Below are 22,322 nucleotides of genomic sequence, written 5' to 3'. Positions count from 1 at the left end.
AATGAAAACAAACAATCTAGGTTATCCAAGAATTGGTAGCAACAGAGAATTAAAAAAAGCCTGCGAATCGTATTGGGCAGGAAAAATTTCAGTAGACGAACTTTTAACTGTAGGCGCCACTATCCGCAAGCAAAACTGGCAATTACAAGCCAAAGCCGGAATCGATTTGATCCCTTCCAATGACTTTTCCTTTTACGATCAAGTACTGGATTTATCGCTTACTTTGGGAGTTATTCCAAAGCGGTATCAAGAATTAGCCAAAACAAACTCCACTATTGATTTGTATTTTGCGATGGCCAGAGGTTCGCAAAAAGATGGACAAGATGTGGTTGCCATGGAAATGACAAAATGGTTTGATACTAACTACCATTACATTGTTCCAGAATTCACAAAAGATCAAGAATTCAAATTATTCTCCGAAAAAATAATCGACGAGTTCAAAGAAGCCAATGCTTTAGGAATCGTTACAAAACCAGTTCTAATAGGACCCGTTACTTATTTACTTCTTGGAAAAGAAAAAGAAGTAGGTTTCCATAGAATCGATCTTATCGACAAATTACTTCCGGTATATTTTGAAATCCTTCAAAAACTGGAAAATGAAAATGTGGAATGGATCCAATTTGACGAGCCATTTTTGGCTTTGAATCTAACTGATAAAGAAAGAAATGCCATAACTTATGTTTATAATGAAATCAACAAGCGTTTCCCTAAAATCAAATTAATTCTAGCGAACTATTTTGATTGTTTCGGAGAAAATCTTGAAACCGTTCTTGCTTTGCCTGTTGATACTTTGCATTTAGATTTAGTGCGTTGTCATTCGCAATTAGATGACATCTTAGAATCAGGAAAACTATCCAGTACGGTAAATCTTTCTCTTGGCGTTGTTGATGGTAGAAATATTTGGAAAAATGATTTCAAAAAATCGTTAGCCCTCATTCAGAAAGCCACGGACGCACTTGGCGAAAACAGAATCCTAATTGCGCCATCGTGCTCCCTGATTCATTCGCCTTGTGATTTAGATTTAGAAACCAATGATACTACGCTGACTCCCGAAATCAAACAATGGCTGGCTTTCGCCAAACAAAAAATAGAAGAAATAGTACTGCTACAAAATTTCGCTTCAGGTGAGATAACGCTCGTTGATTCTGTCCTATTTCAAGAGAACACAACCGCCAACGAAAACCGAAAAACATCAAAGTTAATCCATAATGATGCGGTGAAAAATCGGGTTGCCAGCATTGCAACTGCTGATGATCAAAGAGAAAATCCGTTTTCAGTCCGTAGAAAAAAACAAATAGACGTATTGAATCTTCCGTTATTTCCAACTACCACTATCGGTTCATTTCCGCAAACTACCGAAGTCCGAAACTGGAGAGCGAAGTTTAAAAAAGGAGAACTAAGCCAACAACAATATGATGATTTACTCCAAAAAGAAACGGAAGAAACGATTCGCTTTCAGGAAGAAACAGGCATAGACGTATTGGTTCACGGAGAATTTGAACGCAACGACATGGTGGAATATTTTGGAGAGCAATTAGACGGATTTACCTTTACCAAAAACGGCTGGGTACAAAGTTACGGTAGCCGCTGCGTGAAGCCTCCCGTTATTTATGGTGATGTATCGCGTCCCAACCCAATGACTGTGCAATGGTCGGCCTTTGCACAATCGCTTACGCCAAAATGGGTAAAAGGAATGCTAACCGGTCCCGTGACTATTTTGCAGTGGTCTTTTGTCCGTAACGATCAACCTCGCTCAGAAACCTGTACCCAAATTGCATTGGCGATTAGAGATGAAGTAATCGACTTAGAAAAGGCAGGAATTAAGATTATTCAAATTGATGAACCCGCCATTCGAGAAGGATTGCCTTTACGCAAAGAAGAATGGGCAACCTATTTGGATTGGGCAGTAAAAGCGTTTAGAATTTCGGCGAGTGGTGTAAAAGATGATACCCAAATTCATACCCACATGTGCTACAGTGAGTTTAACGACATTATTCAAAATATTGCAGATATGGATGCCGATGTTATCACCATAGAATGCTCGCGTTCGCAAATGGAATTATTGGATGCTTTTGCCGATTTTAATTATCCTAACGAGATAGGACCTGGCGTGTATGACATTCACTCGCCTCGTGTTCCTTCTAGTTCCGAAATGGTGAAATTATTAGAAAAAGCGTCGGCAGTGATTCCTGTAGATCAGCTTTGGGTAAATCCGGACTGTGGCTTAAAAACCCGTCATTGGGACGAAACCAAAAAAGCACTAATCGAAATGGTAGCCGCAGCTCAAGAAATGAGAATTGCTGTCGCAAACATTGCAATCGTTTAACAACCTGACTTCAGGTAAGCACTAAAATAAAAACCTAGTAGATGCTCGATTTACTAGGTTTTGTTTTAAAAAAACAATCGAGTTCTATTTAAACAAATTATCCAAAAGCGAAAACATTAGTTGATTATTTTCTTTAATAAATGTAGTATTACTTACGATCTCGTCATATGTTTGAACATACGTGTCTTTTACTAATTCTGATTGCTCATGAAAAGCCATTTGTTTCATAGCCTCATCCGTTACTTCTAAATGGAATTGAAGTCCCAATACTTTATCATTATATAAAAAAGCTTGATTTGCGCAGGCTTCTGATTCCATTAAGCGAATGGCATTTTCAGGAATTGAAAACGTTTCTCCGTGCCAGTGAAAAACAGAAAATGATTTTGGATAACCATTCAGTATCGCAACATTTGAATCTAAAATTGAAACAGGAAACCAGCCAATTTCTTTTTGTTCATTATCCGTAATTTTTCCTCCTAACACATTTGAAATTAATTGCGCTCCCAGACAGATTCCAATTATTTTTTTTCGCCGGTCAATTGCGGACTTGACGAATACTTTTTCGTCTTTTAGCCAAGGGAATTTGGCTTCGTCATGAATACTCATGGGACCGCCCAAGATAATCAGAGCGTCTATCGTATCAAGATCCGGAAATTTAGGATTGTGGTATAATGTGGTATACGAAAGGGAATGCCCGTGCTCTTGAATCCAATTCTCTATACAACCCAGACCTTCAAAAGGAACGTGCTGTAAGCAATGGATATTTAATTTTTTACTCATACTGTCTTGTGCAGGTTTTCTACAAAATTAATGAATCGTTACCTTCAGAAATAGTATTATACTCCAATTTCATCCACTGAAACAAACATTTTCATTTTCTCGACAAACTCGTGCTTTTTCACCACATACGTTGCGGATAAAGTATCATGCAAACCTCTTTCTGCTTTACCCAGAAATGAAAAAGGGTCCATAGGATTAAGGCGGGATACTGCTCGTATCATAAAGTTTTTGGTATTGGGTTTAGATCCATCAACTCGTACTACAATAGTTTTGGTGAAATACTTAGCGAAGGTTCTGGAGAAGTACATTTCCGTAAATGCATAGTAAAAAAACAGGATTACAAGCCCAAAAAAGACCTTTTCAATTAAACTCAATAATGTAACCCAATTTGAGGCCTCATAACTATGGGTCAAGTCTCCAATTATAGTTATGGTAGTGCCAATAGTAATTCCGATAATATAAACAATCAATATATCAATAAGGAAATTCAGGAAACGCTGGCTTTTGGAAGCTAATAAATCATCTGTAACAGTAAATTTTTTATTTTCCATTTTTAATATTTTTGATTATCATAAAAGGCTTTAAGGCTAATAACTATCTCAAATATAGTGAATTGTTTACAAATGTTACTATTAAATCTTGGTGTTTTAGCCCCGATTACTTCACTTAACTTTTATTTTATTTGGAGTTCAGTGAACTTTGTTTGAAGTGGAAATCCTTTTTATATTTTCCTTTAAAAGTAAAAAAATCACAACGGAAAGCGAGAAATAGCTCTATAAAACAAAGGCTTTCTAATTATTTTTATGTTTTAAAAGAACTTTAATATATAATCCATAGCCACAGACTGCAACTTTTTGCTAAATATTAATTTATTTATTACAAATTTGTAATATCTTTGCATAAGAATTACATATCATTTGATGTAAATATAATAGGATTGGGGTGTCCCCGGTCGACAAAAAAGGCTGATTTAATCAGCCTTTTTGTTTTATGGAAAAACTTTCAAACCATAGCGTTTACCATTTTTCGTGTAAAATTTTTCTTTGATTAATTCAAATGATATATTAACTCCTTCTGGAGTAATTATTTTTCTAGCTATTGGATATGCCAATAAATCCGAGATCTGTAAACCATTACTATTTTCTTTCTTACCAAGAAATTTATATTTAATTGCATACTTTTTCATCCTTTCTACATCCACATAATAAGTCCCAATTTGACTTAATTTGTGTAAATGACTAGATAGTTTCAAATCTTCTTTCCTACCTCTCTTTTCGATTATTATCTCTAAAGATTTACAATCTTTCATCTCATCAAGACAGAAAATTGTTCTTTCTAAGATAAAGGATAAAGCAATTTCATAAACATCATCTTCTAATTTTCCATATTTTTTAATAAATGCAATTTTATCAATCGCAGAACTAATAATATTGTAATTACTTGAAGTAAGAATATGATTTATATCTTCATAAAATCTTTCTTTTATCGTTAAATCAAATAAAATTTTAAATTCATTATTACATTTTCGTATATCCCGCGAATGTAAAATCACATTAGTATTGTTCCAGTATTTTATTTTCAAACTATTTACAACTGAATTAATATTAAAATATTCAACTTCAGAAACTAAAACGCCACAAAGCAAAAACACTGGAAAACCTTCATCAATAGTCTTCAAACCATGATCTCCACTTTCATCAATAAATAAATAATATTTCAATTATTATTTATTAACTCCCACACATTTCACAATCGTCAGGACCTGCATTTTTAGATAATTCAAGCATAGCTCTGTATTCATCCGAAGTCATTTCTACTGCTTCAGCAACTGCAGGAACAACGATTGATTGCTCTTTAATTTCGATTGGCTCTGCTTTTTTATCATTGTTTAATGTAAATTTAATCGCATCCACCGCAGCTTTTGTTCTCAAATAATACATTCCCGTTTTCAATCCGGATTGCCAAGCATAGAAATGCATCGATGTCAATTTAGAATAATTGGCATTTTGCATAAACAAGTTCAACGATTGCGATTGATCCACAAAATAACCACGTTGACGGGACATATCGATAATGTCTTTCATAGACATTTCCCAAACTGTTTTGTACAATTCTTTCAAGTCTTGCGGAATATTCAGGTCTTGAACCGAACCGTTATTTCGCATTAATTCTTGTTTCAATGTTTCGTTCCACAAACCACGCTCCACTAAATCGTGCAACAAGTGTTTGTTTACCACAATAAATTCTCCCGAAAGGACTCTTCTGGTGTAAATATTAGAAGTATATGGTTCGAATGCTTCGTTGTTCCCCAAAATTTGTGAAGTCGATGCCGTTGGCATTGGCGCCACTAACAACGAGTTCCTCACTCCGTGTTCCATCACTTCTTTTCGTAATGAAGCCCAGTCCCAACGACCAGATAATTCCTCATCTTTCATTCCCCACAAATTGTATTGAAATTCTCCTTGAGATATTGGCGAGCCTTTAAATGTCGAATAAGGCCCTTCTTCTTTGGCCATTTCCATCGATGCGGTTACCGCTGCAAAGTATAATGTTTCAAAAATTTCTTGATTCAGTTTTTTAGCCTCATCGCTCGTAAACGGCATACGCAACATAATAAAAGCATCGGCTAATCCTTGTACTCCAAGACCAATTGGCCTGTGGCGTTTATTCGAATTTTCTCCTTCAATTACCGGATAATAATTTCTGTCGATTACTTTATTTAAGTTTCTAGTTACTCGTTTTGTAACGGTATACATTAATTCATGATCAAACTTTCCATTAGAAACAAACATTGGCAAGGAAAGAGAGGCTAGATTACAGACTGCAATTTCATCTTTGGATGTGAATTCCATAATCTCGGTACACAAATTCGAAGAACGAATCGTACCCAGATTTTTCTGGTTTGATTTTCTATTAACTGCATCTTTATACAACATGTAAGGCGTTCCGGTTTCGATTTGCGATTCTAGAATTTTCTCCCAAAGTTCATGCGCTTTAATGGTTTTTCTACCTTTTCCACGTTTCTCATAATCAATATACATGGCTTCAAATTCTTCGCCATAAACATCGTACAGTCCTGGACATTCATTAGGACACATCAACGTCCAATAACTGTCTTCTTGAACTCGTTTCATAAATAAATCAGACGTCCACATGGCGAAGAATAAATCTCTGGCACGCATTTCTTCTTTTCCGGTATTCTTTTTCAAATCTAAGAATTCAAAAATATCCGCATGCCAAGTTTCGATATAAATAGCAAAACTTCCTTTACGTTTTCCACCACCTTGATCTACATAACGTGCCGTATCATTAAAAACACGCAACATTGGAACAATTCCGTTTGACGTTCCGTTTGTCCCACGTATGTAAGAACCAGTTGCTCTTACATTGTGAATAGAAAGCCCAACACCACCTGCTGACTGAGAGATTTTTGCCGTTTGTTTCAACGTATCATAAATCCCGTCAATACTGTCGTCTTGCATCGCCAGAAGGAAACAAGAAGACATTTGAGGTTTTGGAGTACCCGCATTGAATAATGTAGGGGTTGCATGCGTAAAGAATTTTTTCGACATTAAGTCGTACGTCTCAATCACCGAATCTAAATCATCTAAGTGAATCCCAACCGAAACACGCATCAACATGTGTTGCGGACGCTCCACTATTTTGCCGTTTATTTTAAGTAAATAAGACCGTTCCAGCGTTTTAAAACCAAAATAATCATAATTAAAATCTCTGTTATATATCACATGTGAATCCAAAAATTCAGCATTTTTCATAATCACCTGGTGCACTTCTTCAGATAACAAAGGTGCATCTTGTCCATTTCTCGGGTTTACATAATGAAACATATCGTTCATTGTTTCCGAAAATGATTTTTTAGTATTGGAATGCAAATTCGAAATTGCAATCCGCGCCGCCAATTGTGCATAATCAGGATGCGCAATAGTCATTGACGCCGCAGTTTCGGCTGCTAAATTATCTAATTCCGACGTAGAAACTCCATCATAAAGCCCTTCAATTACTCGCATAGCAACTTTCACGGCATCAACCAAATCATTCAAACCATAACATAGTTTTTTAATTCTATCTGTGATTTTGTCGAACATTACAGGCTCTTTACGCCCGTCTCTTTTTACTACGTACATACTTTTGTTTGTTTTCAAAACAGAAAATCCCTTTGCTGTTTTTCGTTATTTGTATTATTTTTTTGGAGCTATTTCCAGCTATCCATTGCAATCTTTCTAGTCCTGAACTTGTTTCAGGATCCTGAAGCAAGTTCAGGACCAGAAAGGATTTTCATTACTATCTGGGCTATTAGAACAGAAGTACGAAGAAATATAGTATAATTCGAGAGGAAAAAATAAATCTAAGGATTCAAGAACTCAAATTTTAAAAATCGGCGTCAAAAGATATTTTTTGAGCATCCCCATCAGTATTCATCACACCCGCTTTTTGATATTCAGCCACTTTCTTTTCAAAGAAATTAGTTTTCCCTTGAAGCGAAATCATATCCATAAAGTCAAAAGGATTCGCAGTATTATACTCTCTGTCGCAACCTAATTCCACTAATAATCTGTCAGCAACAAATTCTAAATACTGTGTCATTAACACCGCATTCATTCCTATCAAACTCACAGGAAGTGACTCCGTAATAAATTCTCTCTCTATATTTAAAGCATCAACAATAATACTTCTAATTCTTTCTTTTGGCACTTTATTTACCAAGTGGTGGTTGTGCAAATGCACTGCAAAATCACAATGAACTCCTTCATCACGAGAGATCAGTTCGTTAGAAAATGTCAACCCAGGCATTAATCCTCGTTTTTTCAACCAATAAATAGAGCAAAAAGCTCCCGAAAAGAAAATTCCTTCCACAGCTGCAAAAGCTATCAAACGCTCAGCAAACGAATCGGACTCGATCCATTGCAAAGCCCAGTCCGCCTTTTTCTTAATCGCTGGAAAAACTTCTAAAGCATTGAACAATTCATCTTTCTCCGCTTCATCCTTTACATAGGTATCAATTAATAACGAATAGGTTTCGCTGTGAATGTTTTCCATCATGATTTGAAAACCGTAAAAGAATTTTGCTTCCGCATATTGCACTTCGTTGACAAAATTTTCAGCCAGATTCTCGTTTACAATTCCGTCAGAAGCAGCAAAAAAAGCAAGAATATGTTTTACAAAATAGCGTTCCTCATCAGAAAGTTTGTTATTCCAGTCATTTAAATCTTGTGATAAATCAATTTCTTCAGCAGTCCAGAAACTGGCTTCCATACTTTTATAAAATTCCCAAATATCATGGTGTTTGATAGGGAAAATTACGAAACGATTTTTATTTTCTTGTAAAATTGGTTCAACTTGCGCCATTATAATTGTTTGTTTTTTTGAAAATTTAACGAAATTTTATGCATTTAGTGGATTACAAAGATTGTGAAATATTGCCGAATTTAAAAGCCAAACTTATTCACAATCGGACTTAGTTTTTAACAAATGAGATAAACCGGAATACTTTTGATTCTTTTTTCAAAAAACTGAATATCAGTACATTGAAAAACAAAAAAAGCACGTAAAGCACCGTAAAATATAGGATTATAAAAATAAAAAACAAGAACTTTTTTAATTACTTTGAAATTACTTTTTCATGTCCAGCGCCACTTTCTCAAGCTCTGCATACCAGTCTTCTCCAAATTTTCTAACCAATGCTTCTTTAACAAATTTGTAAACAGGAACTTCCAATTCCTGACCTAAAGAACAGGCTGGGTCGCAAATATCCCATTTGTCATAATTGACAGAGGCAAACTCAGTAAAGTCTTTTACTCGAATTGGGTACAGATGACAGGAAACAGGTTTTTTCCAGTCAATTATTCCTTGATTATAGGCTTGCTCGATACCACAAAGACCCGTTTTACCGTCAAAAATCACGTAAGCACAATCTTTATTATCAATTAATGGTGTTTCAAGATCACCATCCGTACCATTAACCCAAGTTCCTTGCGCTTCGATAGCTGCAATTCCTTGTTTACGAAGAAACGGTTTTACCTTAGGATAAATTGCTTCTAATATCTTAGTTTCCTCAACGCTCAATGGAGCTCCGGCATCGCCATCAACACAACAAGCCCCTTTACAGGCTGATAAATTGCAAACAAAATCTTTTTCGAGTATGTCTTCTGAGACGATGGTTTTTCCTAATTGAAACATTATTTTGGAGTACTGTGATTATAAAGTGCAAAGATAGTTAAAGTATATGGTAATTTTTTAGTCAAAACCAACTTTAACCTTCTGCCCATCTTGAATAATCCATCTTTAAAATCAGAATCAAAATAAATTTTAATACAAAAAACAATAATTCATTTGTTTAAAAAAAATACTTAAAAATATCGCAATACCGCTATATTTTAACTAATAATTTGCCGAAAAGTTTAACTTTGCCATCAAAAAAGATATGATAGGATTCGATATAAGAGAAATTGTAACCGTAAGCATGGTCCTTTTTGCAGTAATTGACATTATTGGTACTATTCCCATTATCATCGATTTACGGGCAAAATTTGGGCATATCGAATCAGAAAAAGCAACCTTAGCGTCAGGAGCAATTATGATTGTCTTTCTTTTTATAGGGGAGGAATTCTTAAAGCTAATTGGAATCGATGTTCATTCTTTTGCTGTTGCAGGATCTTTTGTTTTATTTTTCTTAGCACTAGAAATGATATTAGGTATCCGATTGTATCGCGATGAAGCAGCCAGCTCGGCATCAATAGTTCCAATCGCGTTCCCACTTGTTGCTGGGGCCGGAACTATGACCACTTTATTATCCTTGAAAGCGGAATTTCAAACTATTAATATTGTCATTGCCATAATTCTGAATATCATACTCGTATACATTGTTTTGAAATCATCTGCAAGAATCGAAAAATTGTTAGGTGAGAACGGACTTGGAGTCATTAGGAAGACTTTTGGAGTGGTTCTTCTTGCCATCGCTGTTAAATTATTCGCTGCGAATGTTAAAGGTTTGTTTGTGTAGAATAAATTTTCATAAATTTACCCCATAACGCAACAATCTATAAAAATATTTGATTTTTATTAAAATTAATTTTTAATTAAATAATCTTAAATTTTTCATTAAAAAACAAAAAAAAATATCATGAAAATCTTCACTAACATACTCGTGTTTTTAGCCATAGCTTTAATCATATTTAATGTTACTTTACTTGATTTTAGCCATCCTTTTCAAGGTAATAGTCTATATGCTATTATAGGGGTTGCAGCTTCTTTATGTGCCGTATTAATTCTTCTAATCTTTAGAATGTCTAAAAAAATTGAAGAAAAAATGAATGGTAAATTCTAACATGTTTGACATTTTAATTGTTGGGGGTGGAGTATCCGGAATGTCATGTGCGCTTGTTTTAGGATCAGCCAAAAACAAACTCTTTGCCATTGATAAAAAAATTGGCGTTTTTACCCATCAAAAAACATCCTCACTTCAAGAAGCTCTTTTTAATAATGCTTATGGAATAACTCCAGGTACTTTAGGGTCCGATTTATTGGTGAAGAGCCTTCAACATCTTTCCAAAACGTATCCCCATGTAATGCAAATTCCAAATGAAAAAGTGTTAAAAATAGAGGGAGCTTTTCCTGAATTTATAGTTACTACAAATAAGAACAGTTATAAAACAAAAAATGTCGTTATAGGTATTAGTTCGGCAAATACTTTTGAGATTGAAGGTTTGATGCAATACATCGAACCACACCAAAAATCACTTCCAGAAAAACAAAGAATTCAGCTGAGAAACAGTGACCATAAAGTTGCTGATGGAATTTATGTTGTAGGAACTTTAGCTGGCTGGAGAAGCCAACTAGCCATTGCTGCTGGAAGCGGTGCTGCTGTTGCTACCGATATTCTTACTTTATGGAATGGCGGTGTGCAAACTCATTCTCACGACAGCATTAGATAAAACGTTTATCGTTTAATCTAAAATTTTTAGATACCTATCAGCTCTAAACTATTAATTATTTCAAAAATAGATTCTTCATTTAATTCAACCTTCTTTAGAATAGATTTGATTCCTTCAATATCTTTTTGCTTCAGACAATTGTCAAAATCATGTATAAGACCTCCGACACATAATCGTTCATTAAGCGTCATTCCAGAAAATTTATTTTCCATACTGTAAAATGTATTGATTATTTTTTTTCGAAAACTGCTTTAATCATTGCATCTTCTTTCAATATAATTTCATAATAATACTTTTCACCATATAATTGTCTCGCAAACTCAGCGACAAGGTATCGTTTTACCAACGACTTGCTTTTTCCAAATTTCAAATCCAATCCGTTCTGGAAAATATACTTCTGAAAAGAATTAAAATACAAATCGGACGCATTCATTTTAGTTATAAATTGTTGAAAAGCCAATCCTTTGAATGCATTTCTATTTTTATCTAATTGTTCGAAAACAAAATGACCAACAATACCTGATTGCAATAAATAAGGTGTGCTTTCTCTGCCATGTTCCACTTCAAGCGGCACAAAAACATCAGGAACAATTCCACCGCCACCATATACAATTTTACCTTTTTTAGTTTTAAACTTTAAAGTGTCCGAAATTTTTATACTGTCTTTATTGTACAATTCACCGTTTTCAAATCTTTCGTCCGATTCTTTAAAATAAGCTTCATTCCCTTTAGAATATGGTTTTTGAATCGAGCGACCGGTTGGTGTGTAATATCTTGCAATGGTTAAACGAACTGCCGAACCATCGTCAAAATCCATTTCACGTTGTACCAATCCTTTACCAAAAGAACGTCGACCAACAATAGTTCCTCGGTCATTATCCTGAATGGCTCCTGCTAAAATTTCACTGGCAGATGCACTGTTTTCATTAATTAATACAAATACATTTCCGTTTTCAAAACTCCCTCTTTCTGTTGCAAATGTTTTATCTATTTTACCTTTTTTGTTTTTCGTAAAAACAATTAATTGTTTGTCTTTCAATAATTCGTCGGCGATGGCAATTGCTTCCTCCATATAACCTCCGCCATTATCCCGAACATCGATAATTAATGATTTTGCACCTTGTTGTTTAAGACCTAATAGACCTGATTTGAATTCACTATACGTAGTTTCTGCAAAGCGATTTATTTTTATATAGCCGGTTTCATTATTCAAAAGCATCGAAACATCGACACTTTTTAATGGAATAACATCTCGTTTTACTTTTAGTTTAATTTTCTTACCTTCTGATTTTCTGTAAACAGTAAGCTCAATCTCGGATCCTACAGTCCCTTTTAATTTAGCAAACAAACTGTCATTAGGCAATTTTCGACCGTATAATTTTGTTTTATCAACATACAAAATTCGATCTCCGGGTTTTATTCCAGCTTTTGCAGAAGGGCCATTTTCGACCGGTTTTATTATAGCCACAGAATCATTGTACATATAGAAATTTACGCCAATACCTACAAAATCACCTTTCATACTTTCAATAACTTCCGCTTGTTCACTTGGTGGTATATATACAGAATGAGGATCCAGTTTTGCCAGAATATTGTCAACCGTAAGATTTACAATTGAATCCGTATTTACATTATCGACATATTCGTTATCGATAAAATCAATAAGTTTATTTAACTTATTTTTAGAATTGTTTTTTGCAAAAAACTGATTTTGGTTGCGGAAATTTAATGCACTACCCAGAACAACTCCTAAAGCAAGAGTCACACCAATAATGATAGGCAAGTATTTATTATCGATTTTCATTTAAGCTAGATTGTCAATTAATGGTATTATGCCCACGTGTATTATATCAAATTAGACCTTTAAAAAACATAAAATTAAACAATAGAATACCGTCAATTTCATTAATTGTCTAATTATTAACAACAAAAAACAAAATTTAAATCACATCAGTATTTAAAATCCTCGAAACTATCTGGTCAATGACTTTAATGTGCATTTCTATTGCTTAACTAGTCAAGCCATTTACCGTTTATACAATTTTATTATTCTTCTAATATTGGAATATGCGCTACTTCTACTCCTGCTTTTATTAAAAACTGAATTCCGGAATCATCGCGATATCCATTGTGATACACCACTCTTTTTATCCCCGACTGATGAATTAATTTGCTGCATTCTTTACAAGGCGAAAGCGTAATATACAACGTCGCCCCTTCACAAGATTGTGTCGACCTGGCGACTTTCAAAATAGCATTTGCTTCTGCGTGTAAAACATCCCAGCGCGTCAAGCCTTCAGCATCTTCGCAACAGTTTTCAAAACCAGAGGGAGTTCCATTATATCCATCAGATATTATCATTCTATCTCTTACAATGATTGCACCCACTTGCTTTCTTTTACAATAGGATAAAAGTCCCCATTCTGTTGCAATCCTAAGATAGGCTTTATCGTATTTATTTAATTTTATTGCTTCCATTTTTTTATCTAATCCAAATTTTACTTTCTACAATCAGTGGTAAAACTACTCCAATTATAAATGCTGACATAACCAAAGTCCAGTCTCTTTTAGAAAATCGAAAAACAGTTTGAACAATATAAGAGAGAACCAAAACTACAAAAACCACTACAATTTGAGCTGCTTCAATTCCTAATGCAAATTCTCCTAAGGGTATTAATTTCGAGCTGGGAGATCCACCTAGAATTGATTTGAAATAATTTGAAAATCCCAAACCATGAATTATTCCGAAAAAAAGCGTAATAAAAAATACCAAATTTACGCTCTCTTTTTTACTTGATTTCCCGGCAGTAAATAGATTAAACAAAGCCGTTATTAAAATGGTTGTAGGAATTAATAACTCTACCACATTTACTTTTATGGCAATTATTCCAAATATAGATAATAATAAAGCCAAAGTATGCCCTATTGTGAACATAGACACCAGCAAAACTATCTGTTTCCAATCCTTGAAAGAGAAAGGAACGGCTAAAGCTATTAAAAACAAAACATGATCATAAGCATGAATATCCAAAACATGTTTTAATCCGATTTGAAAATAAATCCAAAATTCTGACATAGGTAAATAATTAGATTGGGGTTGGGGTTGTAAACTTACGATTAATTTTGAAAATGATTGTTTTGAAGAAATAAATCATCCCACAAAAAGTACAATTTCATAAAACAAAATTAATAAGAAAATTAAAATCAAAAAATTTAAAAATAGATTTATCTTTGTAAGATAAAAAATTATAATTATGTCATTTTCAGATTTATTTGATAGCGAATTTAAACAAAGAAATAAAGGTCACTTTTCAGCTATTGTCCGTGTGGCACTTGCCGACGGAAAATTTGCTCCAGAAGAAAAAGCGTTTTTAGACAAACTAGCTTTAAGACTAGAAATTTCCCCTGCAGAATATGCAGAAATATTAGAAAACCCATTAAAATATCCGATCAATCCTCCTTATTTGCAAGAGCAAAGGGTGGAGCGTTTATTCGATTTAGCTCGAATGGTTCATGTAGATCACCATTTAGGAGACGCACAAGATTTGTTGCTTAGAAAAATTGGATTAGCGTTAGGTTTTACTCCTGAAAATGTAGACTACATTATCGAAAAAGCAATGATCTTGGTAGATGAAAAAGTAGATTTAGACACTTTTGTTTCGGAAATGATGAAACATTCATAAATAAAAAAGCTTCCGCCATAGCGGAAGCTTTTTTTATACTTCTTACTTTAGTATTTGCTTAATTTTGCTTTTTGCATGAACTCTTCCGCCTTTTCTACCATATTATAACTTCCACAGAAAAAAGGAACTCGTTGATGCAATTCCGTTGGCATTATTTCCATGATACTTCCAAAACCATCAGAAGCTTTTCCGCCCGCTTGCTCTACAATAAAAGCCATTGGATTACATTCGTACAACAAACGCAATTTCCCTTTTGGAGCTTTAGAACTTGTTGGATAAATATATATCCCGCCTTTTATCATATTTCTATGAATATCCGAGACTAAACTTCCTATATAACGGGAAGTGTATGGTCTATCCTCTTCTTCCAGCTGACAATACTTAATATAATCTTTTACACCTTGTGGAAAGTGAACATAATTACCTTCATTGATGGAATAGATATTTCCATCTTTAGAAAACTGCATATTCGGGTGAGACAAATAAAATGTCCCAATTGCCGGGTTTAACGTAAACCCATTTACCCCATGTCCAGTAGTATAAACCAACATTGTTGACGTTCCATAAATTACATATCCAGCAGCCACTTGATTAATTCCTGGTTGTAAAAAATCTTCAATTGTAACCGGCGTACCTATTGGCGTTACTCTTCTATAAACAGAAAATATCGTTCCTACAGATACATTTACATCAATATTTGATGAGCCGTCAAGCGGATCCATTAAAACCACATATTTATTATTATGGCTTTTGTCGCTTCCTTCTACAGTGATAAAATCATCATTTTCTTCGGAAGCGATACCACAAACAATTTCTCTATTGATTAAAGTTTGGATAAAAACTTCATTGGCATAAACGTCCAATTTTTGTTGGTCTTCTCCTTGAATATTTTGTTCCCCTGCAGCCCCAACAATATCAACCAATCCAGCTTTGTTCACTTTATAGTTGACCACCTTTGCAGCCAAACGGATTGAATTGATAATTCGTGATAATTCACCTGACGAATATTGAAAAGCATTTTGGTTTTCGATGATAAACTCCCCTAGTGTTTTGTTGCGTTCTTCCATTACGAAATCGTTGTAGTTATTTTGAAGTCACAAATATCGGTTTTTTTGTGAAAATGATTTGAATAAAATTTAGTTACTTTATCACTATTGTATATTTGCTCAAAAAATCGCTGAATTTTGAGTAAAATAGCTTTATTTTGATCAATTGAAAACATTAAAAAGAAGAATTTATGAAATGCGCATTTTAGGGATTTAGTACAAACACCAATCATATTATGCAAATTCATATTTAAATAATAGTAAATCAAATATACTTATGAATATTAGAAAAGGAACTCCTGAAGACATGCCAGCTGTTTTAGGACTTATTCAAGAATTAGCGGAATTCGAGAAAGAACCAAATGCTGTTCTTGTTACCGTAGATGATTTAGTTCGCGATGGTTTTGGCACAACTCCCCTATTCCATGTTTTTGTTGCAGAATTGGAATCTGAAATCGTGGGTATTGCTTTGTACTATTATCGTTATTCTACCTGGAAAGGAAAAATAATTCACCTGGAAGATCTTGTGGTAAAAGATAAGATGAGAGGCACTGGATTAGGCTATGCTTTGTATTCAGAAATTATCAAACAAGGGAAGCGAGATAATGTTCGAAGAATTGACTGGCATGTTTTGGACTGGAACACTCCTGCAATCGAATTCTATGAAAAATCTGGCGCAAAAGTGCTTAAAGACTGGTCGGTGGTGCAAATGAATGAAGATGGAATCAACTATTTTATCGATAATAGATTAAAATAAAATTAGAAAACATTTTGTTGAAAAAAGTATGAGAGTATTCAAATTTGGCGGCGCTTCTGTTAAAGATGCCGAAGGGATTAAAAATGTTTATGACGTTTTACAAAAAGTGGGCTATGAAGATGTATTGTTAGTTGTCTCTGCCATGGGGAAAACTACAAATGCATTAGAAGCGGTTATTAAAAATTATTTCGAACAATCGGCTGAATTAAATTCTTCTGTTCAAGAAGTGAAAAAATACCACAATCAAATCCTACTGGATTTGTTTGACGACGAAAAAAACGCAGTTTTTAATGCTGTAAACATTCAATTTTCTGATTTAGAATATTTTTTGGCTCATAATAAATCTCCAAATTATAATTTCGTTTACGACCAAATTGTGAGTTATGGTGAATTAATTTCGACAACTATTCTCAGTCATTTTATGAATTTCATGGCAATAAAAACACAATGGCTGGATGTGCGTAATTTCATAAAAACAGATGCAAATTATAGAGATGCAGAAGTGGATTGGGAATTGACACAGAAAAATATTGCCAAAAACGTAAAAAGAAAAACACTGAACATCACTCAAGGTTTCTTGGGTTCAGATGAGAATAATTTCACCACCACTTTAGGTCGTGAAGGTTCTGATTATACTGCTGCTATTTTTGCTTATTGCTTGAATGCCGAAAGTGTAACGATCTGGAAAGATGTTCCGGGAGTTATGAATGCGGATCCAAGATATTTTGAAAATGCAAGTTTGCTGAATCAAATTTCGTATCGTGAGGCCATCGAATTAGCGTTTTACGGGGCTACCGTTATTCACCCAAAAACCTTACAACCTTTACAAAAAAAAGAAATTCCTTTGTTCGTAAAATCGTTTATTAATCCTTTGTTACCGGGGACTCGTGTTGCTAAAGGCGCAGATTTAGAACCTTATTTACCTTGTTTTATTGTCAAAAGAAACCAACTCTTGATTTCGCTTTCCTCTATAGATTTCTCTTTCATAATGGAAGAAAACATCAGCGAAATCTTCTCTTTATTTCACCAATTCAAAATCAAAGTAAACTTAATTCAGAACTCTGCCATTAGCTTTTCTGTCTGTGTTGAAGATAAATTTGATAATTTTAAGGACTTAAATGCGATTTTATCTAAAAAATTTAAAGTTGATTTTGATAAAAATGTCACTTTATATACGATTAGACATTTCAATGATAATGCCACACAAACCGTTGAAAAAGACAAAATAGTTTTATTGAAACAAGTGAGTCGAGAAACCATGCAAGTTATTACCAAAGAATAAGTTATCTAATTTTAACCTTTAAAATGGAAGTCCTATTACGGCTTCCATTTTTTATTTATATACCTTCCCAAAAATCACTTTCTACCTTTCAAAATCAAAAAAATTACAACGGCCTATTTAAACAATTATAAATACTACTTTTGACACTTTCGAGCTCCTGAATTTATGTTGAAAAAATTACTTTTCTGGCTGGTCATCGGTTGTTTTTCTGGACTGCAAGCCCAGGAAACGAATTCATTATACAAAACAAAAAAAATTAGCGCTACTCGCGATACAATCTATCTTGAAAAAGAAGGCATAAATTCTAATTTTTTTAAAGTGCTCGACACCAATGGAAAACCAATTGACACTTCATTTTACAAAATAAACTTTCAAAAATCCACCTTATTCCTTAACGAAAATTATCCAGCTTTTTCTGATTCCATAACAATTAACTATCTCAAACTACCTGAAATTCTGACTAAAGAATATCGTATTTACGATCCAAGCCGAGTCGTGAGTAACGAAGCCACTTCAGGAAAATTATATAAAATTGAGCCAGAAGCGGAGAAAAAAAACATTCCTTTTGACGGATTAAATACTTCCGGAAGTATAACGCGTGGAGTAACTATTGGCAACAATCAAAACACCGTTTTAAATTCAAATTTAGATTTACAAATCACAGGAAAAATATCCGAAAAAGTGAGCCTTAGAGCCTCCCTGCAAGACAACAATATCCCTTTACAAGACGGAGGTTATTCCCAAAAATTAGATCAATTCGACAATGTTTTCATGGAGTTATTCAGTGACAAATGGAATATTAGAGCCGGAGATATTTTTCTCGAAAATAAAAAAACACAATTCCTGAATTTTAATAAAAAAGTACAAGGGCTCGCAACCCATTTCGACTTTGGAACGAAAGACAGTAAAACTAATGTTTTTGCATCAGCGGCGCTTGTAAAAGGGCAATATGCCAAAAGTAATTTTAAAGGACAAGAAGGCAATCAGGGTCCTTATAAATTAAAAGGACAAAATGGTGAATTATATGTTCTTGTCATATCTGGTTCAGAACGGGTATATGTTAATGGAAATCTATTGAAACGAGGCGAAAACAATGATTACACCATTGATTATAATGCCGGAGAAATTATTTTTACCCCACTTTTTACCATTACTTCTGAAATGCGAATTGCAATAGAATATCAATATTCAGATAGAAATTACACCCGATTTGTCACTTATGCGGGAACCACTCAGGAAAATGAAAAGTGGAGTTTTGGAACCTATTTATACTCAGAAAATGATTTGAAAAACCAACCTTTACAACAAAATCTCACTAAAGAACAAGCTCAAATACTCGTAAATTCAGGAGATAATCCAGATTTGATGGTCGCACCTTCTGCTTATGCTGACATCTATCCAGAAAACAAAGTACTTTACAAAAAAACCATTGTCAATAATCAAGAAATATTCGAATATTCTAATAGTCCTCAAGACGAATTATTCAACGTTCGGTTTAGTTTTGTGGGAACAAATAAGGGCAATTATATCCTGATAAATTCATCTGCAAATGGCAGAATTTATGAATACATTGAACCAAATGGCTTTCCGCAAGGGAATTACGAACCGGTGATTCAATTAGTGGCACCTACGAAAATCCAAGTAGCCACCTTCTTAGGGAAATACAAACCGACCGAAAAAACAGCTGTCGATTTTGAAATCGGAATTAGCAACAACGACAAGAATTTATTCTCGGACATAGATGATTCCAATAATAAAGGTCTTGCAGGTAAAGTAAACATGAAACAACGTTTGTATTCCAAAAAATGGAACGTTGATGCCTTTGCCAATTATCAATTTGTCCAGAAAGATTTCAGGTCCGTTGAACGCTTTTACACCATTGAATTTGATAGAGATTGGAATCTGGGAATTACTACAACCGGTAATCAAAGCTTCCTAGTTTCAGGATTAAATTTTATTTTAAATGAAAAAGAGGAAACACAAAATAAAGGAGTGCTGACGTATCAATTTGAAAAACTAGATTTTTCTCAAAATTTCTCAGGTAGTCGACACATCCTAAATGGTTTACTACGTTTGAAAAATTGGTCGTTGCAAAATCAAGGAAGTTTTCTAAAAAGTGATGGAATGATATCCTCATCCAAATTCATTAGAAATCAAACCCAAACTCGTTATCATTTTAATAAAAATTGGATTGGAAGCAGTTTACAATTGGAGGATAATCAAGAAAAAAATAAAACAACAAATCAATTTTTGGCTTTGAGCCAAAGATTCACACAATACAGTTTTTTCGCCGGCCGTGGTGACAGTACTAAAGTTTTCGTTGAATTGGGCTATTTAAACCGAAAGAATGATAGTTTGCAATCCAGAAGCGTCGGGAATATTTTACAAAGAGTAAATAGCTCACATACTTATTTTTTGAAGTCTAAATTGATCCAAACCAACAAAAGCGATTTGTTCATTTATATTAATTACAGAAACTTAGATTTTGTAGACGCGACAAAAAAAAGAGAGTCTTCATTGAATTCAAGAATAATATATAGCGACCGATTTTTTAATCAATTAATTCAAAGTACAACCGTTTATGAAACAATATCAGGAAGCATTCCACAACAAGAATTTACTTATCTGGAAGTTCCTGCAGGTCAAGGAGTGTATACCTGGAACGATTATAATGCTAATGGAATTCAGGAATTACAAGAGTTTGAAATAGCGCCATTTATCGATCAGGCAAAATACATTAGAATTTTCCTGCCCAACCGAATTTACATAAAAACGCATCAAAATAAGTTTTCGCAGTCTCTGACTGTTAATCTAAATCAGTGGCAGAATGATCATGGCTTAAAAAAATTGCTGTCTTATTTTTATAATCAAACCTCCTTTTTAATCGACCGAAAAACAAAAAGCGACGGTGATAATTTCCAATTAAATCCTTTTAACTCTTCGGACGGGAATGTATTAGGATTGAATTCCAGTTTTAGAAATAGTTTGTATTATAATCGTGGCAAACAAAATCATTCTATTACCTATTCTTACCTGCAAAATCAAGCAAAAAATTTATTGTCAATAGGTTCTCAAGAAGCCAAAAACAGCTCCCATCAACTACAATATACCCATTTGTACAAGAAAGGTTGGTTGTTCAGTTTTTTCGCAAAAACTATTGAAACTTTCGTTACGTCAGAAAACTTTCCTGAAAAAAATTATGACTTAACTGGATATCAATTGGCTCCTAAAATCAGTTATTTATTTTCTAAAAATACCAGTTGGAATTTATTTTATGAATTGCAAAACAAAGAAAACGAAAATGGAAAATTAGAAACTTTATTACAAAATCGCTTGGGTACTTCCTTCTCTTATACTAGTAATAAACAATTAACGATGAACGGTGAGATATCATTTTATCAGAATAAATTTACTGGAAATGAATTTTCTTCTGTTGGTTTTCAAATGTTGGAGGGACTTCAAACTGGGCAAAACTTGACTTGGAGATTCCTCATACAAAAAAATTTGACGCAATTTTTAGATATAAATGTAAATTATCAAGGGCGAAAAAGTGAATCAAGTAAAACTATCCATACGGGAAATATTCAGTTAAGAGCTTATTTTTAATACTTTAGCTTAATAATTCAACATAAAATTGTTAAATTTAATAAAAATTAGGCTCTATAATTCTAACTTTAAAAATAACAGGTCATGAAAAAATTAGTATTATTATGTTTTGTATTTATTTTATCAGCAAATTTTTACGGACAAGAAACGGCTGCTCAGAAAAAAGAAGCTAAAGCTAGGACAGAAAAAATAGCTAAAGATAAAGCCGCAGCAAAAGCAAAAACAACGAAAGCAGAAAGTAAAGCTAAAGCAGCAAAAGAGAAAATTGCTAAAGCAAAAAGCGATTTAAAAGCTAAGGATCAAGCCGCTAAAACAAAAAACAATGCAACAGCTACGACTGCCAAAGCTGAAAGTGACGCTAAAGCAGCAAAAATGAAAGTGACTAAAGCAAGAAGTGATGCAAAAGCTAATGCTAAAGAAGAAGAAAAGAAGGTCGCTAAAGCGAAAAGTAATATAAAAGATAGAGCTACAGAAAGCAAAGAAAAAGCAGCAAAAATAAAAAATGACGCAAAAGTAAAAGCTGCAGAGGTCAATGAAAAGGCTATTATGACCGAAAAGAAGTCCGAAAAAATACAAAAATCAACTACAACTGCCAAAACTAAAAAACCTGCAGCAGAAGTTAAAGAGACGAATGAAAAAGCTCCGAAAGTACCAGACAGAGTCACAGGAGAATACAATGGCAAAAAAGTTTATACGGGACCAAGAGGTGGAAAATACTATATCAATGCAAACGGAAATAAAACGTATATACAAGAGTAAACTTGTATCGAAAAGACACTATCCCGTAAAGTGTGTAAGTTAAAAATATAGGGGTTTGACTTTTTAATTAAAGTTGAACCCTTTTTTCAAAAATAGTTAAGAACTGATTTAGTATTAGCCCCCAGTTTTGG

The 22,322-nt window shown here is 33.8% G+C and carries 20 protein-coding genes; 9 read left to right on the top strand and 11 right to left on the bottom strand.

Annotation, left to right across the window (positions count from 1 at the left end; translation table 11 throughout):
* Position 1 precedes the first annotated feature (1 nt).
* A complete protein-coding gene (gene metE / locus ACFX5D_RS00100) occupies positions 2-2,326 on the top strand; it encodes a 5-methyltetrahydropteroyltriglutamate--homocysteine S-methyltransferase (protein WP_379856244.1) in 2,325 nt (774 codons plus the stop codon).
* An 84-nt stretch (positions 2,327-2,410) separates the two neighbouring features.
* Here the strand turns inward: metE and ACFX5D_RS00095 are convergent, their stop codons facing one another.
* The 6 genes from ACFX5D_RS00095 to ACFX5D_RS00070 all read right to left on the bottom strand — a co-directional run bounded on the left by ACFX5D_RS00095 (position 2,411) and on the right by ACFX5D_RS00070 (position 9,304).
* Complete coding sequence (locus ACFX5D_RS00095; RefSeq protein ID WP_379856243.1) at positions 2,411-3,106, bottom strand: type 1 glutamine amidotransferase; 696 nt, start codon at positions 3,104-3,106, stop codon at positions 2,411-2,413.
* Between the two features lie 56 nt (positions 3,107-3,162).
* The gene (locus ACFX5D_RS00090) at positions 3,163-3,657 is read right to left on the bottom strand and encodes an RDD family protein (protein ID WP_379856242.1); all 495 of its coding nucleotides are present in this window, start codon (positions 3,655-3,657) and stop codon (positions 3,163-3,165) included.
* Between the two features lie 437 nt (positions 3,658-4,094).
* Positions 4,095-4,826: a DUF3800 domain-containing protein gene (locus tag ACFX5D_RS00085; RefSeq protein ID WP_379856241.1), complete on the bottom strand. Its 732-nt coding sequence runs from the start codon at positions 4,824-4,826 to the stop codon at positions 4,095-4,097.
* 10 nt (positions 4,827-4,836) lie between these two features.
* Positions 4,837-7,251, bottom strand: coding sequence for a ribonucleoside-diphosphate reductase subunit alpha (locus ACFX5D_RS00080; protein ID WP_379856240.1), 2,415 nt, complete (start codon positions 7,249-7,251; stop codon positions 4,837-4,839).
* A gap of 244 nt (positions 7,252-7,495) precedes the next feature.
* Positions 7,496-8,473: a ribonucleotide-diphosphate reductase subunit beta gene (locus ACFX5D_RS00075; protein WP_379856239.1), complete on the bottom strand. Its 978-nt coding sequence runs from the start codon at positions 8,471-8,473 to the stop codon at positions 7,496-7,498.
* 264 nt (positions 8,474-8,737) lie between these two features.
* Complete coding sequence (locus tag ACFX5D_RS00070; RefSeq protein WP_379856237.1) at positions 8,738-9,304, bottom strand: DUF3109 family protein; 567 nt, start codon at positions 9,302-9,304, stop codon at positions 8,738-8,740.
* Between the two features lie 244 nt (positions 9,305-9,548).
* Between ACFX5D_RS00070 and ACFX5D_RS00065 the strand changes: the two genes are divergently transcribed.
* From ACFX5D_RS00065 to ACFX5D_RS00055, 3 genes are all read left to right on the top strand, one after another.
* Entirely contained in the window at positions 9,549-10,127 is a 579-nt protein-coding gene (locus tag ACFX5D_RS00065) for a MarC family protein (RefSeq protein ID WP_379856236.1), read from the top strand.
* Between the two features lie 120 nt (positions 10,128-10,247).
* Positions 10,248-10,451: a hypothetical protein gene (locus tag ACFX5D_RS00060; RefSeq protein ID WP_379856234.1), complete on the top strand. Its 204-nt coding sequence runs from the start codon at positions 10,248-10,250 to the stop codon at positions 10,449-10,451.
* A 1-nt stretch (position 10,452) separates the two neighbouring features.
* The gene (locus tag ACFX5D_RS00055) at positions 10,453-11,058 is read left to right on the top strand and encodes an FAD-dependent oxidoreductase (RefSeq protein WP_379856233.1); all 606 of its coding nucleotides are present in this window, start codon (positions 10,453-10,455) and stop codon (positions 11,056-11,058) included.
* Between the two features lie 26 nt (positions 11,059-11,084).
* Here ACFX5D_RS00055 and ACFX5D_RS00050 read toward each other — a convergent pair whose 3' ends face one another.
* The 4 genes from ACFX5D_RS00050 to ACFX5D_RS00035 form a co-directional block, all read right to left on the bottom strand.
* A complete protein-coding gene (locus ACFX5D_RS00050; RefSeq protein ID WP_379856231.1) occupies positions 11,085-11,249 on the bottom strand; it encodes a hypothetical protein in 165 nt (54 codons plus the stop codon).
* A 38-nt stretch (positions 11,250-11,287) separates the two neighbouring features.
* Positions 11,288-12,862, bottom strand: coding sequence for a S41 family peptidase (locus tag ACFX5D_RS00045; protein WP_379856229.1), 1,575 nt, complete (start codon positions 12,860-12,862; stop codon positions 11,288-11,290).
* A gap of 242 nt (positions 12,863-13,104) precedes the next feature.
* Complete coding sequence (locus ACFX5D_RS00040) at positions 13,105-13,536, bottom strand: deoxycytidylate deaminase (RefSeq protein ID WP_379856228.1); 432 nt, start codon at positions 13,534-13,536, stop codon at positions 13,105-13,107.
* 4 nt (positions 13,537-13,540) lie between these two features.
* Positions 13,541-14,134, bottom strand: coding sequence for a HupE/UreJ family protein (locus ACFX5D_RS00035; protein WP_379856227.1), 594 nt, complete (start codon positions 14,132-14,134; stop codon positions 13,541-13,543).
* Between the two features lie 178 nt (positions 14,135-14,312).
* Here ACFX5D_RS00035 and ACFX5D_RS00030 point away from each other — a divergent pair, with 178 nt between their 5' ends.
* Positions 14,313-14,741: a TerB family tellurite resistance protein gene (locus ACFX5D_RS00030; RefSeq protein WP_379856226.1), complete on the top strand. Its 429-nt coding sequence runs from the start codon at positions 14,313-14,315 to the stop codon at positions 14,739-14,741.
* 47 nt (positions 14,742-14,788) lie between these two features.
* Here ACFX5D_RS00030 and fbp read toward each other — a convergent pair whose 3' ends face one another.
* Positions 14,789-15,808: a class 1 fructose-bisphosphatase gene (gene fbp / locus ACFX5D_RS00025; protein WP_379856225.1), complete on the bottom strand. Its 1,020-nt coding sequence runs from the start codon at positions 15,806-15,808 to the stop codon at positions 14,789-14,791.
* Positions 15,809-16,064: 256 nt separating this feature from the next.
* Here fbp and ACFX5D_RS00020 point away from each other — a divergent pair, with 256 nt between their 5' ends.
* The 4 genes from ACFX5D_RS00020 (at position 16,065) to ACFX5D_RS00005 (ending at position 22,191) form a co-directional block, all read left to right on the top strand.
* The gene (locus ACFX5D_RS00020) at positions 16,065-16,544 is read left to right on the top strand and encodes a GNAT family N-acetyltransferase (protein WP_379856224.1); all 480 of its coding nucleotides are present in this window, start codon (positions 16,065-16,067) and stop codon (positions 16,542-16,544) included.
* A gap of 28 nt (positions 16,545-16,572) precedes the next feature.
* A complete protein-coding gene (locus tag ACFX5D_RS00015; RefSeq protein WP_379856223.1) occupies positions 16,573-17,826 on the top strand; it encodes an aspartate kinase in 1,254 nt (417 codons plus the stop codon).
* Between the two features lie 165 nt (positions 17,827-17,991).
* The gene (locus ACFX5D_RS00010; RefSeq protein ID WP_379856222.1) at positions 17,992-21,432 is read left to right on the top strand and encodes a hypothetical protein; all 3,441 of its coding nucleotides are present in this window, start codon (positions 17,992-17,994) and stop codon (positions 21,430-21,432) included.
* 84 nt (positions 21,433-21,516) lie between these two features.
* Positions 21,517-22,191 (top strand): hypothetical protein, encoded by a 675-nt coding sequence (locus ACFX5D_RS00005; protein WP_379856221.1) that lies wholly within the window; start codon positions 21,517-21,519, stop codon positions 22,189-22,191.
* The last annotated feature ends 131 nt before the right edge of the window (positions 22,192-22,322 follow it).

Origin of the sequence: Flavobacterium fructosi, assembly GCF_042787335.1 — a bacterium.
In the GTDB taxonomy this organism is placed as follows: domain Bacteria; phylum Bacteroidota; class Bacteroidia; order Flavobacteriales; family Flavobacteriaceae; genus Flavobacterium; species Flavobacterium fructosi.
This window is presented reverse-complemented; position numbering and strand designations above follow the sequence as displayed.